Source organism: Cognatishimia coralii, from assembly GCF_037478305.1.
In the GTDB taxonomy this organism is placed as follows: domain Bacteria; phylum Pseudomonadota; class Alphaproteobacteria; order Rhodobacterales; family Rhodobacteraceae; genus Cognatishimia; species Cognatishimia coralii.
On record NZ_JBBGAZ010000001.1, the window covers coordinates 629981 to 646356 of the forward strand.

Consider the following 16376-nt stretch of genomic DNA (forward strand, 5'->3'; position numbering starts at 1 on the left):
CCGTCAGTTCAGCGGCGAGAGTTGGAAGTTCTGATACATCCCCCAGAGGGATGTTACGAAAATCGACAGCATTCCAATGAGTTGGACGTAGATACGATGCCGTGCCAAACGTTTGTACAGCGTCTCGCGGGTCAGATCCTCGACCTCAAGCGCACGTGCCGTCGATAGGGACAAAAGCCCGATAATCGACATCGGGAAAAGGATTAGAAACACCGCCTGCGCGAATTCGTAGCGATAGTAGAATCCGACGACTGCCAGAGAGCTCAGGATGAAACATCCAAAAGACAGCATCGCGAGGCCCGAGACACGGCTGATATACAAAAGCCGCCCGACGTTGATGCGTACCATATCCGCCAGATCGACCTCATGTTGCCCTCCGCGACGCCGCGCGCGCAACACAAGATCATAGGGAATGCCCAGAACCCAATGGCTGGCCGACGACCACAAAAGCGCAAGCATAATCCAGAACCAGAGGTTGGAAAAACTGCGCAGGTCGATAAGCTCGATGATAGAAGTATGCAGGTCCACGCAGCGCGTCCTTAAGTGGTTTTGTTGATCCATATCCTCGGTGCGCGGCAATTCCTACCCTTGTCGCGCAGCAAATTCCATGGCACCCCGTTTTCTACAAAGAATGAGGCTTATATGAAACCGACAATCGCCCCTTTTCCCGCTGCGCGTCCGCGTCGTCTTAGGAATACGCCCGCGCTGCGGTCCTTGGTGCAGGAAACCACGTTGAGTGTTGGCGATCTGATCTGGCCGGTCTTTGTGCGAGAAGGCGAGAATATCGAAGAACCCGTGCCCTCAATGCCCGGCGTGGTGCGTCGCTCAGTTGACCGGATTGTCGAGGCTGCCAAAGAGGCTGCAGATCTGGGTATCCCTGTGATCTGCCTCTTTCCCTACACCGAGGGCGACAAGCGCACGTCGGATTGTGCTGAGGCCTGGAACCCCGACAACCTCTCTAACCGCGCGACACGAGCCATCAAAGAGGCCGTGCCAGAGATCGCGATCATGACCGACGTGGCGCTCGACCCATACAGTGACACCGGTCAGGATGGGTTTGTGATCGACGGCTATGTGGCCAATGATGAAACCATCGAAGCCCTCGTGAAACAGGCGCTTAGCCAAGCTGAGGCGGGTGTCGATATCATCGGGCCTTCGGACATGATGGACGGTCGCATCGGCGCATTGCGCAGCGCTTTGGAAGGCGCGGGCCATAAAGATGTGGCGCTCATGTCTTATTCTGCGAAGTATGCGAGCGCTTTTTACGGCCCCTTCCGCGATGCGGTTGGCGCGGCCGGCGCTTTGAAAGGTGACAAGAAAACCTATCAAATGGATCCCGCCAACTCTGATGAGGCGTTGCGGATGGTCGAACGTGATCTCATGGAAGGTGCGGATATGGTGATGGTCAAACCCGGCATGCCTTATTTGGACATTTGCCGCCGTGTGAAAGACAGCTTTGGCGTGCCGACCTTCGCCTATCAGGTCTCTGGCGAATACGCGATGATCCAGGCCGCGGCGCAAAACGGTTGGATCGATGGGGACAAGGCCATGGTCGAAAGCCTGATGGCCTTTAAACGCGCTGGGTGCGACGGAATTCTCACCTATTTCGCGCCGCTGATCGCCAAAGGACTCCTTGGGCGCTAAAGCGCCGAAATCGCTCTATCTTGGGTGACAATGCGGGCCGATGGGTCTATATTGTGGCGCAAATCGACAGTGATAAGAACAGGCAAACAGATGAAAACGATCAAAAGACGTGCCCTCATCCTTGCGGCCATGGCCAGCGTGACCATGGCGACGGCGTGCGGAAATGGCGTCAACAGCCGCGGGTCTGACACGATCAATGCGCGCGTTGAGGCGACGCTGAACTATATGTACGACGAGTACCCAAACACGATCGACCTCGCTGATAAGGCGGCCGGTATGCTGGTCATGCCGCTGATCACCGAAGCAGGTCTTGGCTTTGGTGGCGGCTACGGACGCGGCGCTCTGAAGGTAAATGACGAGGTCGTGGATTACTATTCCACAACACGCGCGAACTTTGGCTTTCAGATCGGTGCCCAGCAATTCGCGCATGTTCTTTTCTTCATGACCGAAGGCGCGCTGCAGGAATTCCAGAGCTCTCGCGGATGGGCGGCCGGTGCTGACCTGGAGTATGTTGTCTCTGATCAAGGCGACTCTTTGGCGACCGACACAACGACCCTGCGCAGCCCGGTTCTGGCGGTCGTCTTTGGTCGTGCCGGTGCACGGATTGGCGCGACGCTTGAGGGGTCGAAATACACGCGGATCATCCCGTAAACTCCGCCGATGCGGATCATCGAAAATATCACCTACGTCGAGCGCCCTTCTGAAAATCTGGCGCTCGATTTGTATTTGCCCTATCGCACCCCGCAAGCGACCGTGGTCTTCGCCCATGGCGGAGGCTTTCAAAAAGGCACGCGTTCCTCGGCAGAGGTTTTGCCCCTCGCGCGGCGGTTTGCGCGTGACGGATATGCTTTTGCGTCGATCAGCTATCGCTTGAATACGCCGCTGTACGCCTTTGATATCACACACAGAAAAACCATTCGCGCCAACAGAAAACGCTCTATCGAAAGCGGGCTAACAACGTCCAAGCGGTTGATGGGGCCTGCTTTCGAAGCCGCGCGTTTAGACTTAGGTGCAGCGGTCGCCTTCATGAAATCGCAAAGCTCAGACTGGGATATCGCGACAAACAGCGTGTTTGTGGTTGGCATTTCGGCGGGCGGGATAGCAGCGCTGTCTTTGTCCTACCCGCCCGAGAACCTGCCAACGACATGCCGGCCCGACGCAGTTCTTGGATTGGGCGCTGCCATGGTGCAACCTTGGTGCCTCTCGCCCAACGGCGTCCCGAGCCTCATGCTGCACAGTACCATGGATCGCATCATCCGGCCTCAGAATACTGCACTAGTAGAGAAAGCCGCGCGTCAGGCCGAAGCTCCGTTGCGCACGATCATCTGCGCGCGGCGCGGACATGGCGCGCCTGTTGAGGCCTTGCTAAATGACAAAGACAAGACAGGCACGCCCTATTGGACGCATATGCGGATGTTATTTGATGCGTTTTCAGATCAGTCGAGTGCCCGTAAACGCTTGATAAGGCTGGATGTATCCCAACGCCCGCCGCCCAGTTTCTGAACGTCCTTGTAGAACTGATCGACCAAAGCCGTCACAGGCAGGCTTGCGCCAGTTTCATCCGCAGTGTCCAAACAAATCCCAAGATCCTTTCGCATCCAGTCTACCGCAAAACCGTGCTCAAAGTGATCTGCAATCATCGTCTCATAGCGGTTGGACATCTGCCAAGAGCCCGCCGCACCCTGCGAAATCACCTCAACAACCGCCGCGCCATCCAGACCGGCTTTCTCGGCAAAATGCAGAGCTTCAGAGAGGCCCTGAACCACGCCAGCAATGGCGATCTGGTTGCACATTTTGGTCATCTGGCCCGCGCCGCTCTCGCCAATACGACGACAGATGCGTGCGTAGGACTCCATGACCGGCTCGGCCTTGGTGTAAGTGTCTGCATCACCACCGCACATGATGGACAAAACCCCATTCTCGGCCCCCGCCTGACCACCAGAGATCGGTGCGTCGACAAAGCCAAGACCAGCGGCACCCGCCGCCTCATAAAGCTCGCGCGTGACTTTGGCAGACACCGTCGTGTGATCCACAAAGATCGCACCGTCTTTCATCGCTGCAAAGGCCCCGCCCTCGCAGACACAGACCTGACGCAAATCATCATCGTTACCAACGCAGGCCATGACAAAATCCGCACCCTCTGCTGCACCTGCGGGCGTAAGCGCCATTTCGCCACCGTGCTCCTTCACCCAGCCCTCGGCTTTTGCAGCAGTTCGGTTATAAACCACCACCTCAAACCCCTTAGATTTAAGGTGCCCCGCCATTGGATATCCCATGACGCCAAGTCCCAGAAATGCCACGCGTGTCATCGCTTTTCCCCCTCGCAAATTCGTCGTAATGTCTGTCTGCATGTGTGCCCGCGACAAAGGCCCAAGCGCAAGAGCAAATACCAAAGCAAGACCCAATAGAGACGCGCAATGACAAGAATATTTAAGTGGCTGTTCCGCCTGACAACCGCGACCTTCATTCTGATCTTCGCCTTTGGCGCTTTGGTCTATTATTTCGCGTCCCGCTCGCTGCCAGACTATGACAAGGAATTGCAGACGGGCTACGTCTCGGCCCCCGTGGAAATTGTGCGCAACAATGCCAATGTCCCGCATATCTTTGGCGAGACGGATCCGGATGTGTTCTTTGCACTGGGATACGCCCATGCGCAGGATCGTCTGTGGCAGATGACCACCATGCGGCGCACGGCGCAGGGGCGCTTGTCCGAAGTCTTTGGCGCTCAGACGCTGGATATCGACAAGCTGTTGCGACGGCTTGGGATCTATACGCTGGCGGTAAGCTCTGTGGAGTCTCTGTCAGAGCGCTCACGGGTCTTGATGACGGCTTACGCCAATGGCGTGAACGCCCGGATCTCCGAAGTGAATGAAGAGTCACTTGGTCGCGGCGCACCAGAGATGTTCATTTTCAACGCACCGATTGCGCCATGGCGCGTCGCAGATTCCATTTCAATTCAAAAGCTTATGTCTTTGCAACTGGCCGGGCATCTGGACGAAGAAGTCCTGCGCGCCCGCGTCTCTTTGGCGCTGAGCGATGAAACCCGCCTGAAAGACATCCTGCCCGATCATCCGGGAAAAGGCGTGGCGGACCTTCCTGAATTCGCGCAGCTCGTGCCGGGTGTTCCAAAATACGTGCAGACCGCAGACCTAAAATCGCACCCGCTGTCCCCGTTTCCAGAACGCGGCCTTGCTGGTGCCTCGAACGCTTGGGCCGCAGCGCCGGCACGATCTGCCTCGGGCGGCACGCTGATGGCCAATGATCCTCACCTTGGGCTGACGGCTCCGGCGATCTGGTATCTGGCGCGGCTCGAGCTGTCCTCTGGCGGCGTGATCGGGGGGACCATTCCGGGTATTCCAGCGATCCTGACCGGCCGCAGCGCGCAACTGGGCTGGGGGCTGACCTCGGCCTATGTGGATGATCAGGACGTCTTTATCGAAGAAATCAATCCAAACAATCCGGATCAATATCTGGGGCCGAATGGCTATCAGGACTTTGTGACACGCAAGACGATCATCAAAGTCTCCGAGCAGGAGCCCATCACCCTCACCCTACGCTGGACCGACAATGGGCCCGTCTTGCCCGCAAGCAATTTCGATCTGGGCACTGTGACTCCGAAAGGCCATGTCGCGGCCGTCAGTTGGACGGTGCTCAGCCCCGCAGACACCTCGATGAATGCGGCCATCGATCTGATGTTTGCCCAGGACGTGCGCGAAGCGATCCGCAATAGCGAAGCGTTTCTGGCACCCGCGCAGAACTTAACGCTCGTGGACAGCGACACCATCGCAATGAAAGTGATCGGAGCCCTGCCACGTCGGTCTGCTCGCCATCAAAGTCAGGGGCGCTTGCCGAGCCTTGGGTCCAAGGTCGAGAACCGCTGGCAAGGCCGGTTGCCCTATTCCAGCAATCCGGAATTCGTGGCGCCCGTCGGCGGCATCCTCGGCAATACCAACAACAAAACCGTGGATCGCGCCTTTCCATTGCACGTGTCATTCGTGTGGGGCGACAGTCAACGCGTGCAACGCTGGCAGCGTTTGATGCAGGGCCGCGCGGTTCATACGCGCGACAGTTTCATCGAGGCGCAATTGGATACGGTCAGCGTGACCGCGCGGTCTTTGCTGCCTTTGGTGGCGGCGGATCTGTGGTTTACCGCGGGCACCACGGCGCAAGGCACGCAAGAGCGCCAGCGCAAAGAGGCCTTGGATCTTTTGGCCAATTGGAACGGCGAGATGAATGAACATCTGCCGGAACCCTTGATCTATGCCGCCTGGATGCGCGCGCTTCAGGACCGTTTGGCCAAGGACGAGCTTGGACCTTTGATCAGCGAATTCAAACACGTAGAGCCTTTGTTCATCGAACGTGTCTTCCGCGATGTGGATGGCGCGAGCGCCTGGTGCGACGTGATCCAGAGCGCTCCGGTGGAGACTTGCACGGATGTCGCCCGCATGGCGCTGGATGACGCGATCATCTGGATCAACGAGCGCTATGGCGACAACTTTGAAAGCCTGCGCTGGGGCGATGCGCATCAGGCGACCCACGATCACCCGGTTCTGGGAGAGGTTCCTCTGCTGCGAACCTTCGTGAACATCCGCCAGTCCACCAGCGGCGGAGACAATACCTTGCAGCGCGGGCGCACCTCAGGCGAAGGGGATGATCCGTTCCACAATGTCCACGCAGCGGGCTATCGCGGTGTCTATGATTTCGCGGATCCGGATTCCTCTGTGTTCATCATTTCGACGGGCCAGTCAGGGCACCCGCTAAGCAGGTACTACGACGATCTGGCCCAGCTTTGGCGGCGTGGAGAGTATATCCCGATGTCGCTGGACGAAGGTCTCGCGCGCGCCGCGGCGGTTGGGGTCACGACACTTTTGCCGTGATGCTATCGGGGGGCTCTGCCCCCGTCGGAATTTTCACGAAATTCCGCCTCCCCCCGGGATATTTGGGGCAAGAGAAAAGCTTAGAGTTTCTTAAACTGCGCGGCCTGTTTGGTGGTCCATTTGACGGTGATGTCAAATCCTTCATCGGTTTGAGCCTCGCTCTCGATCACGCCTTCAGCAAAGAGCCAGGCGCGTTCTTTGCCTGCTGAAAACGGGAGGGACAGCTCTTCGATGCTATGCTCGCCCTGCAGGCGCACGGCGATCTCTGCGAGGAGTTGGTCGATGCCTTCGCCCGTGATGGCCGAGATCGCAAAGATGTCGTCACTGCGTTCCGAGCGTGCTTGCGAGGCGGCGATCTCGTCTGCTTCCATCTGGTCGATTTTGTTCCAGACTTCGAGCTGCGGGATGTTTTCATCCACACCAAGCGACGTGAGGATCTTGGCCACGTCATCGGCCTGATTGTCGGTTTCCGCGTGGCTGATATCGCGTACATGCAGGATCAGATCGGCGGCGAGGACTTCTTCGAGCGTGGCTCGGAATGCGGCAACAAGTTCGGTCGGCAGATCAGAGATGAAGCCCACCGTGTCAGACAGGATCACTTCGGGGCCGTCGGTCAGTTCAAGACGCCGCATTGTGGGGTCAAGCGTGGCGAAAAGCATGTCTTTCGCCATGACTTCAGCGCCGGTTACACGATTGAAAAGCGTAGATTTTCCAGCGTTTGTATAGCCGACAAGCGCGACAATCGGATATGGCACTTTGGCGCGCGCTCCGCGATGGAGTTCGCGGGTTTTGACGACCTTGGCGAGCTGCCGACGCAGGCGCACGAGTTGTTCGTCAATCGCACGTCGGTCGGCCTCGATCTGGGTTTCACCCGGACCACCCACAAAGCCAAGCCCACCCCTTTGACGTTCCAAGTGGGTCCAGGCACGGACCAGTCGTGTCCGCTGATAAGACAGCGCCGCCATCTCGACCTGCAGCACACCTTCGCGGGTGCGGGCGCGATCCGAGAAGATCTCAAGGATCAAACCCGTTCGATCAAGGATCTTAACCTCAAGCGCTTTTTCCAAGTTACGCTGCTGAACCGGCGTGACCGGCCCATCAATCAACAAGAGGTCGATCTTTTCGGCATGGAACCGATCATGCAGCTCTTCGATCTTGCCGGTGCCAAACAGAGTCCCTGGCTGGATCTTGGCCAGCCGCACGACGTCAGACCCCACCACCTCGATATTGGGAAGAGCCGCCGCAAGTGAAACCGCCTCTTCCAAAGCAGAAGAGGCGTCACGTTTTGCATCCGGGGATTTGACTTCGGGTCGCACCACCCAGGCTCGGGTGATGCGGGTGTCATGCTCCATCACTGGGCGTCTTCACCCTCATAAAGGCTGATTGGCTGTGCCGGCATGATCGTGGAAATCGCGTGTTTATACACCAGCTGGCTTTGACCATCGCGGCGCAGAAGCACGCAGAAATTGTCGAACCAGGTAATCACACCCTGCAGCTTCACACCATTAATCAGAAAAATTGTTACCGGAACCTTTGTTTTACGGACGTGGTTAAGAAATGCGTCCTGCAGGTTTTGCCGATCCGAAGCCATCGTAAGTCGCCTTTTTTGTTTTTGCTTGCTGCGCGTGCAACGCTTCCAAAAAAGAGTATGAAACGCTACGGCGCAAGTTTCCACCCCCTAAAACGGCCAGAAACACGATTGTTAGGGCTAAAATACTAGTTCCGCCACAGATCAGGCGTCAAAAGCGCGATGATCACGAGGGTCTCAAGGCGGCCCGTGACCATAGATGCACATAAAATAAGCTTTCCGGCCAGACTGAGCGACAGAAGCTCGACGGGGTTTTCAGCGGCGGCTTGCACCAATGGGCCTGTTGTCGAGAGGGTTGAGACCGCTAAAAGCACCGCCTCTTCAAAACTAGAACCCGCAAAAGTCAGCAGGAAAGTGACAACCGTCAGCGACAGCGCAAAGAGCATGAAAAACACCCAGGCAATGACCGCGCCTTTGCGGCGAATGCGTCTGTCGCGGCGGCCCGAGCCGCTGACAGAATTGGGATGCACCAGGCGCTCCATCTCGCGCAATCCTTGCAGGTAGAGCGCAAAGACGCGCAAGAGCTTGACGCCGCCTGCGGTGGTGGCGACGCCCCCGCCGATCACCGCGAGCCCCATCAACAGAACACCGGGTGTGCCAAGACCTGACCAGCTTTGTGAGGTCTGCCAGTCTACGCTTTGAAAACCGGTGGTGGTCATAAAGGAAAGAACCGTAAATATCGCGCCCCAGAGCGCACGAAGCGCCGCGAAGATGTTCTCTTCTTCGTTGACCTCAAAGGCCCCCAACCAGTGGCGCAGGAACAGCAAAAGCGGAATGGCAAAGACGAACATGACGCCGAAACGGAACTCTGGATCCTGCCAGATCTGATCGCGACTGGTGGCACCAATATCGGCGCTAAATGTCTGACGAGACAAGGCAAAAAGCAGGAAGAAAAAGATCACGATCTCTCCGCCAAGGCCCGATTGCGCGTTCTCGATGCCGCCGATCTGGGAAATGCCGCTGGTGGACATGACGGACATGGCGTGGATCAAGGCTGCAAGGGGCGCGTCACCCATCACGGCCAGCATGATCCACAGGGCAAAGGTCAGTCCGGCATAAATCGGCGTCAGCATGCGCGCTGCGCGCTTCCAGCGGCGTACCGGATCGATCTGGGCCGCTGCGGGCGTGCCGCGGGTGTGATCGGCAAAACCGCTGCGCGCGGTAACCTCAAAGCCACCGAGGCTGAGCGGCGCAAAAACCGCAACCGCCGCGATCCACATCATAAGGCCTCCGAACCAGGCGACCATGCCGCGCCATAAATGAAGCGCATCCGGCAGGCGTTTAGGATCCTCCCACAAATCAAGGCCCGTGGTAGTGAGAGCTGAGACCATCTCGAGGTAGGCGTTCACAAAGCTTGTTGTTTGCAGGGACTCCGCAAAAGGGATCGCGAGGATTGCAGGCAAGATCGTGAGGGCTGCAAACAGAGCGTAAAGCGATTGCTGCAGCGAGCCCATCCGCGCGCTGGGGGTGTCTTGTGTGGCAATTGTCACAAGCGTCGCGAAGAATAGCGTGAGGATGCCGCTATAAAGAAACGTCCGAGCGGTCAGAAAATCGTCCGTCACACCTGCATAGATCGCAGGTGCAAACATACACACGCCCGCAAGCCACAGAAACTGGAGCAACAGCGTTTGAGATGTCAGGCGCGACCACATGGTGTTCTAGAAATAGTCGATCGAGACCTGCAACAGGCTTTCAACCTGTCCGACGTCCTGACTAAGCGCGAAGAGCGCAATGATATCACCCTCGTTCACCCGCGTACCGCCGTTGGGCTTGATGATCTGGTCACCCTGCTTGATCCCGCCGATCAGCACGCCCTCGGGGAAATCAATGTCTCGGATCTGCTTGCCAGCGATGGGTGAGGTCGACAGAACCTCGGCCTCGATGATTTCCGCCTCAGCATCCCCCAGCGAATATACGTCGCGCACGCGACCATGACGGATGTGACGCAGGATCGACGAGACTGTCGTGGCGCGCGGGTTAATATAGGCGTCAATCCCCAGAGGGGCCATCAAAGGCACCAAGGTCGGGTCGTTGATCAAGGCCACCGCCAGTTTACAACCCATGGATTTCGCGCGCACGGCGCCAAGGATGTTGGTTTTGTCGTCATCCGTCACCGCCAAGACCGCGTCGGCGCGCGTTGCGCCGGCCTCTTGCAGAAGGCTCGCGTCCAGACCGTCTCCGTTCAGAACAATCGTGCGTTCCAGCGCTTCGGCCGAGCGTTCGGCGATCTTGCGATCCCGCTCGATCATCTTGGCACGGATTGCGCGGCCCGGTAGGTCTTCGAGCTTTTGCGCCACCATCCGGCCGACGTTTCCGCCCCCGATCAGGACAACACGTTCTTGCTTTTGTTGTTGTTTGCCAAAGATTTCCAAGGCGCGGCTAAAGTCCTCGGTGTTGACCATCACATAGCAATCATCACCTACGAAAAGCTGATCGCCCGGCTCTGGCGCAAAGAGCGTGCCTTCGCGGCGCACACCGACGACCACCGCACGCAGGGTGGAAAACAGGTCCGACAATTGGCGCAAGGGCGTGTTCACGACCGGGCAGTCTTCGTCCAGCGTGATACCAATCAACTGCAGCTTGCCGTCCAGAAAGAATTCCGTGTCAAAGGTTGCCGCCGCCGACAGACGCTTGAGCGCCGCATCCGCAACCTCGCGTTCCGGGCTGATCACCACCTCAATCGGCATGTGATCGCGGCGGTAAAGATCCGAATAAATCGCATCCAGATAGCTTTGCGAGCGCAGCCGCGCGATTTTACGAGGCACCTCAAAGACCGAATGAGCCACCTGACAGGTCACCATATTGACCTCGTCCGAGTGAGTGGCCGCGATGATCATATCCGCATCACGCGCCCCTGCCCGTTCCAGAATGTCCGGATAGCTCGCGAACCCAGCAACGCCCTGGACATCCAAAGCATCTGTGGCCCGGCGCACGAGGTCTGCGTTATTGTCGACCACCGTGACGTCATTGCGTTCATTGGCCAGATGGCGCGCAATCTGCCAGCCCACCTGCCCGGCACCGCAAATGATGACTTTCATCCAAGTCTCCGCTCTTGCTTGAACTTTGGTGTGTCAGAAGTCGCAGCAATCGTCAAACCCCAAGAGAGTTTGACGTCTAAACCGATTGAAAGCCGCCTAGCCTTCGAGCTCTTCGACCGAGGCCACGCGGGATCCGGATTTATTGCTGGTCACAACACCCAGAGACTTGAGCTTGCGGTGCAACGCAGAGCGTTCCATGCCCACAAATGACGCCGTCCGGCTGATATTGCCGCCAAAACGATTGATCTGGGTCAGCAGGTATTCGCGCTCAAAGGCCTCGCGTGCTTCTCGCAACGGCATGGTTGCCAAAGCACCAGAGAGCACCACACGGCCCTCTTCCTGCGCAGGTCCCTCATCGCCCGGGAGTTCCCGGGCCTCAATCGGTCCGGTTTCGTCGCCAAGGATCAGGACGCGTTCGATCAGGTTCTTAAGCTGTCGGATATTCCCCGGCCAGCTCATGGTCTGCATGAGCGCCACTGCATCGTCAGACAGTTCGCGCTGCGGCAGGCCTTGGGATTCATTGAACCCTTCGATGAAATACTCGGCCAAGACCGGAATATCTTCGCGGCGTTCCGACAAGGACGGCACGGCAATTGGCACCACATTCAGACGGTGATAGAGCTCCTCGCGGAAGCGCTCGGCCTCGATTTCTTCGGCCAGATCCTTGCTGGTCGAGGAAATCACACGCAGATCCACCTTGATCTTGTCGCTGCCGCCGACGCGGGTGAAACTTTGATCGACCAGAACCCGCAGGATCTTGGTCTGGGTGCCCAAGGGCATATCCGCGACCTCGTCGAAATAGACGGACCCGCCGTTGGCCTGCTCCAAGAGACCCGCTTCCACGCCACGCTCCAGGCTTTCACGGCCAAAGAGCACCTCTTCGACGCGGTCAGGCTCCACGCCCGCACAATTCACAGTCACAAAAGGTGCAGACGCACGCAGCGAGTTCTGATGAATGAACCGCGCCGCCAATTCTTTGCCCGACCCCGACGGACCCGACAGCATCACACGGCCGTTGGACTTGGTCACCTTATCCAAATTGCCAACCATCGTACGGAAGGCCGCAGAATCCCCGATCATCTCGGTCGGCTTACCGTCTTGTTGCTTGAGCTCGGAATTCTCACGACGCAACCGGCTGGTTTCCATCGCACGGCGCACAACCACCATGAGCTGGTCGATGTTGAAGGGCTTTTCGATGAAATCGTAGGCCCCCTGTTTGATCGCAGCCACCGCGATCTCGATATTGCCATGGCCGGAGATGATCACGATTGGCACATCGGGGTAGTCACGTTTGACAGTCTTGAGGATATCAATCCCGTCCATATTGCTGTCCTTGAGCCAGATATCCAGGATCATCAAGGCAGGCTGATCAGAGGTGACCTCTTCCATCGCCTCGTCGGAATTTGACGCAAGCCGTGTGCTGTATCCCTCGTCCTTCAGAATATCCGAGATCAATTCCCGGATGTCCCGTTCATCATCGACGATCAGAATGTCTCCCATAGGGTTCACCCTTTTAGTTCCGTTGGTTCTGTGTGCTCTGCCTGCAAAACAGGCAATGTGATTTCCGCCATCGCACCGAAATGTTCGTTCCCCGCGAACACAGGCGCATCGAGCAAAGCCAGCGTACCCCCATGTTCTTCGATGATTTTCTTCACGATGGGAAGGCCCAGGCCAGTGCCTTTGTCGCGCGTGGTGACATATGGCTCAAAGAGACGCGCGCGATCTGCAGGTAGGCCGATGCCATTGTCCATAATGCGGATGATGCAGGTTTCGTCCTGGGCCTCTAGCTGAATACGCACTTCGGGCACGAGCCCCTCTGGCGCACACTTTTGTTGAAAGGTTTCAATGGCTTCTCCCGCATTTTTGATCAAATTTGTCAGAGCCTGCGAGATCATTGTCGCGTCAATATTCGCCGGTAAAACGCCCTCTGGAATGTCCAGATCAAATCGTACATCGGGCTGCCCCGCGTCCTGCAACAACGCCGCATCGCGCAAGATTTGCGCGACGTCATGCACGCGAAGCTCCGGTTCCGGCATCCGCGCAAACTTGCTAAATTCATCGACAATCCGCCGAAGATCCTCAGTTTGTCGCACGATCACATCGGTCATCGACATGAGGCTATCTGAGTCTTCGCCGACTTTTGGCGCGAATTTGCGCTTGATCCGTTCCGCCGAGAGCTGGATCGGCGTGAGTGGATTTTTGATCTCATGGGCGATCCGACGGGCCACATCACCCCAAGCCGCCATACGCTGAGCCGTGACCAGATCGGTGACGTCATCAAAGGCCACAACATAGCCCTCAAGCCCACCTTGATCCGACCTCCGCGTGGCAAAACGCACCAAAAGGTTTTCCTGCTGCCCGCCTCGGATCACCTTGATTTCCTGCTGGGCGACCTCCTGGCCACCGTCTCGCATTTCCTCAAAGAGACCGGTGAATTCTGGGATCGAAACGGCCAAAGGCGTCGCGCGATGGGAGCCGTCCCAATGCAACAACCGCTGTGCCGAACGGTTGGCGAAGGTGATCTGACCATCGTTGTCCAAACCCACAACGCCCGAGGTCACCGAGCTCAGCACAGAATCAAACAACCGCTGACGTCGCTCGATCTGAGTTGTGTTGTCCAGCAGCGTCTGACGCTGGCCTTTCAATTGCCGCGTCATCTGGTTGAAGTAGCGCCCGAGCATGGCGATCTCGTCGTCGCCATCCTCTTCAACGACCTGAACGTCCAGATCACCTGCCCCAACCCTTTGCGCGGCACTGGCCAGACGGCCCACGGGACGCGAGAGACGCTCGGCAAACCACAGCCCCATCCAGATCGCGGCGAGGATCAGAATGACCGCAAAACCGATGTAGATCAGGCCATATTCAAACAGCACGCGGCCACGGTCCTCTTCCAATTGGGTATAAAGGTTCGCGGTTTCTCGGGTTTCATCCAGCAGCGCAAAAATTTCGCCATCGACTTCGCGACTGACATAGAGATATCGATCCACGAACGCATCCAGATGCACCAAGGCGCGCAGCTCGTTTTGTTCCAGATCGCGAATGATCACGATGCCATCGTCACGCGCAGCCGAGATTTGTACCTCAGAAGGCTGCTCAAAATCAAAGAGGTAGGATCGGTCGCCCCGCGCCAAAAGCTCTCCGGTTCCATCAACCACAAAGGCTTCGCGCAAGCCGCGCTGGATGCTCGTCTGCGCTTCAGACAGCATTTGGCGCAGATCGCCGCGCGTGAACAGAGTTCCAGACGAGCGTTTCACCGTGTTCAGAAAATCCGCCACGATAAACACGTCTGTTTCCAGATCGCGGATATGCTCTGCTTCATAAGCATGGGCAGCGGACACCGAATTGCCGACCACGCGACTTACACGGTCCGAAAACCACCCCTCAAGGCCGATATTGATCGTCAGCCCCGCAAAAATCGCGACTGTGACCGCTGGCACTAAGGCCATAGAGGCAAAAGCCCCAGTCAGCCGCATGTGCAATCTTGACCCCGCCGACCGAGACCGGCGCGAGGCGACGATCCGCACCAAGCGCTGCAGAACAAGTGCCGCCACCGCCAGCACATATACGAGATCCGTCAACAGAATGACGCGCAGCGAGGTGGTGGAGGATCCTTGATCAAAGGGGCCGAAAATCAGAAAGGTCGCGACGGCCAGAATTGGCCCCATAAAAACCACACCAAAGGTGGCGAGATTTTGCGCACGCCGCTGTCTGCGCAGGCGTAGGAAGCGCAACCAATGTGTTGCGTTTACACCAGTCGCCACGCGGCGCACTCACTAAATCCTGTGATCGACAAGCGCATCACTCCCACATTCAGTGGCAAACCGAGCCATTGCGCCCGATTTGCCACGCGTTGTGGCAGTTTTACATCAACTTTCTGCGCCGTGTCACGTGAATATCGAGATCGGTGATTTTCTTACGCAGGGTATTCCGGTTGATTCCCAACAGATCCGCGCATTTCGCCTGATTTCCACCGGTCGCATCCAGTGCGATTTCAATCAGCGGCAGCTCGATTTCCTTAAGGATCCGACCATAGAGCCCTGGCGGCGGCAGCATATTGCCGTGCAGGTCAAAATACCGTTTCAAATGGCGCGCCACAGAGCCTGACAGCTTTTCGCTCTCACCACCGCTGAGCAAAGGCACGGCCTCGGGCTGGGTGCCGAGCACGGTTTCCGCCTCGGATTGCGAAATCTCTTCGCCCCGTGCGGTCAGAACCAGCCGCTTCACCGCATTCTCTAGCTGGCGCACGTTGCCGGGCCAGCTATAGGCCCGGAACAACTCGCGCGCGTCCTCAGAGAACACCCGCATCGACGCGCCATCACGTTCTAGACGAGCGAGGAAGTAGTCGACCAAGAGCGGGATATCATCCACCCGCTCGCGCAGCGAAGGCACAACCAGATTGGCCCCATTCAGGCGATAGAAGAGATCCTTACGCATGGTGCCCTTTTCGACCGCATTCATCAGATCAACCTGGCTGGTCGCCATGAACCGAGGATTGTGATCACCGGGATTGTCCATCATGCGCACAACGCGGGCCTGGGTTTCACTGTCGAGGTTCGAGACCTCGTCGAATACGACAGTACCGCCTTTTGCACGCGCGAGAACCCGTGCCGGGCCTTCCAGATCTGTAAGATCGGAGGCTGTGACTGTGATAAACGGCAATGTGCGGCGATCCGAGAAGTCGTGTATTTCCTTAGCAATCAGAGACTTACCCGTGCCTGACTCACCTGAAATCAAGACTGGTAGATCCGTGTTCATCACCCGCGCCACCAAGCGATAGAGTGACTGCATGACTGGCGTGCGCCCGACCAAAGGCAGTTCATCCGGACGATCATTCTCATCTGCCGCGGGCGCTGCCGCCACGCGGCGCTTTTCGCTCAGGGCCTTCGCTGTACGCTTCATCAGGTCGGGCAAATCAAACGGTTTGGGCAGATAGTCGTAGGCCTCGGCCTCGGCTGCTTGAATAGCCGTCATGATCGTGTTTTGCGCTGAAATCACGATGACCGGCAATTGCGGGCGGTCCTCGGAAATCTTGGGCAGCATCTCGAGCCCATTGCCATCGGGCATCATCACATCGGTGATCACTACATCACCTTTGCCCTCACCTACCCAACGCATCAGCGTGGTCAGTGAGCTTGTGGCATGCACCTTACACCCCGCGCGCGTCAGCGCCTGGGTTAACACGGTGCGAATCGTACGGTCGTCATCAGCAACAAGGACGGTTCCATCCAT

The 16376-nt window shown here is 57.6% G+C and carries 13 protein-coding genes; 4 read left to right on the forward strand and 9 right to left on the reverse strand.

Going from position 1 to position 16376, the window contains the following annotated elements; translation table 11 throughout:
* Nucleotides 1–3 precede the first annotated feature (3 nt).
* Nucleotides 4–528, reverse strand: coding sequence for a component of SufBCD complex (locus WG622_RS03240; protein ID WP_339402263.1), 525 nt, complete (start codon nt 526–528; stop codon nt 4–6).
* 114 nt (nt 529–642) lie between these two features.
* Between WG622_RS03240 and hemB the strand changes: the two genes are divergently transcribed.
* The 3 genes from hemB (at nt 643) to WG622_RS03255 (ending at nt 3147) form a co-directional block, all read left to right on the forward strand.
* A complete protein-coding gene (gene hemB / locus WG622_RS03245) occupies nt 643–1644 on the forward strand; it encodes a porphobilinogen synthase (protein ID WP_339402264.1) in 1002 nt (333 codons plus the stop codon).
* 90 nt (nt 1645–1734) lie between these two features.
* A complete protein-coding gene (locus WG622_RS03250) occupies nt 1735–2295 on the forward strand; it encodes a lipid-binding SYLF domain-containing protein (RefSeq protein WP_339402265.1) in 561 nt (186 codons plus the stop codon).
* 9 nt (nt 2296–2304) lie between these two features.
* Entirely contained in the window at nt 2305–3147 is an 843-nt protein-coding gene (locus tag WG622_RS03255) for an alpha/beta hydrolase (protein ID WP_339402266.1), read from the forward strand.
* On the opposite strand, the gene WG622_RS03260 is transcribed toward WG622_RS03255, so the two are convergent.
* Entirely contained in the window at nt 3081–3953 is an 873-nt protein-coding gene (locus WG622_RS03260; RefSeq protein WP_339402267.1) for an NAD(P)-dependent oxidoreductase, read from the reverse strand. The genes WG622_RS03255 and WG622_RS03260 overlap by 67 nt on opposite strands.
* 108 nt (nt 3954–4061) lie before the next feature.
* Between WG622_RS03260 and WG622_RS03265 the strand changes: the two genes are divergently transcribed.
* A complete protein-coding gene (locus tag WG622_RS03265) occupies nt 4062–6521 on the forward strand; it encodes a penicillin acylase family protein (RefSeq protein ID WP_339402268.1) in 2460 nt (819 codons plus the stop codon).
* A gap of 80 nt (nt 6522–6601) precedes the next feature.
* Here the strand turns inward: WG622_RS03265 and hflX are convergent, their stop codons facing one another.
* The 7 genes from hflX to WG622_RS03300 all read right to left on the reverse strand — a co-directional run bounded on the left by hflX (nt 6602) and on the right by WG622_RS03300 (nt 16376).
* Nucleotides 6602–7873, reverse strand: a complete 1272-nt coding sequence (hflX, locus tag WG622_RS03270) for a GTPase HflX (RefSeq protein ID WP_339402269.1) — start codon at nt 7871–7873, stop codon at nt 6602–6604.
* The gene (hfq, locus tag WG622_RS03275; protein WP_058314310.1) at nt 7873–8112 is read right to left on the reverse strand and encodes an RNA chaperone Hfq; all 240 of its coding nucleotides are present in this window, start codon (nt 8110–8112) and stop codon (nt 7873–7875) included. Before hfq ends, hflX begins: the two co-directional genes overlap by 1 nt.
* 125 nt (nt 8113–8237) lie before the next feature.
* Nucleotides 8238–9698, reverse strand: coding sequence for a TrkH family potassium uptake protein (locus WG622_RS03280; protein ID WP_339402270.1), 1461 nt, complete (start codon nt 9696–9698; stop codon nt 8238–8240).
* A gap of 69 nt (nt 9699–9767) precedes the next feature.
* Nucleotides 9768–11147, reverse strand: coding sequence for a Trk system potassium transporter TrkA (trkA, locus tag WG622_RS03285; protein WP_339402271.1), 1380 nt, complete (start codon nt 11145–11147; stop codon nt 9768–9770).
* A gap of 96 nt (nt 11148–11243) precedes the next feature.
* Nucleotides 11244–12647: a nitrogen assimilation response regulator NtrX gene (ntrX, locus tag WG622_RS03290; RefSeq protein WP_339402272.1), complete on the reverse strand. Its 1404-nt coding sequence runs from the start codon at nt 12645–12647 to the stop codon at nt 11244–11246.
* Nucleotides 12648–12652: 5 nt separating this feature from the next.
* Complete coding sequence (locus tag WG622_RS03295; protein ID WP_339402273.1) at nt 12653–14812, reverse strand: sensor histidine kinase NtrY-like; 2160 nt, start codon at nt 14810–14812, stop codon at nt 12653–12655.
* Nucleotides 14813–15008: 196 nt separating this feature from the next.
* Entirely contained in the window at nt 15009–16376 is a 1368-nt protein-coding gene (locus WG622_RS03300; protein WP_339402274.1) for a response regulator, read from the reverse strand.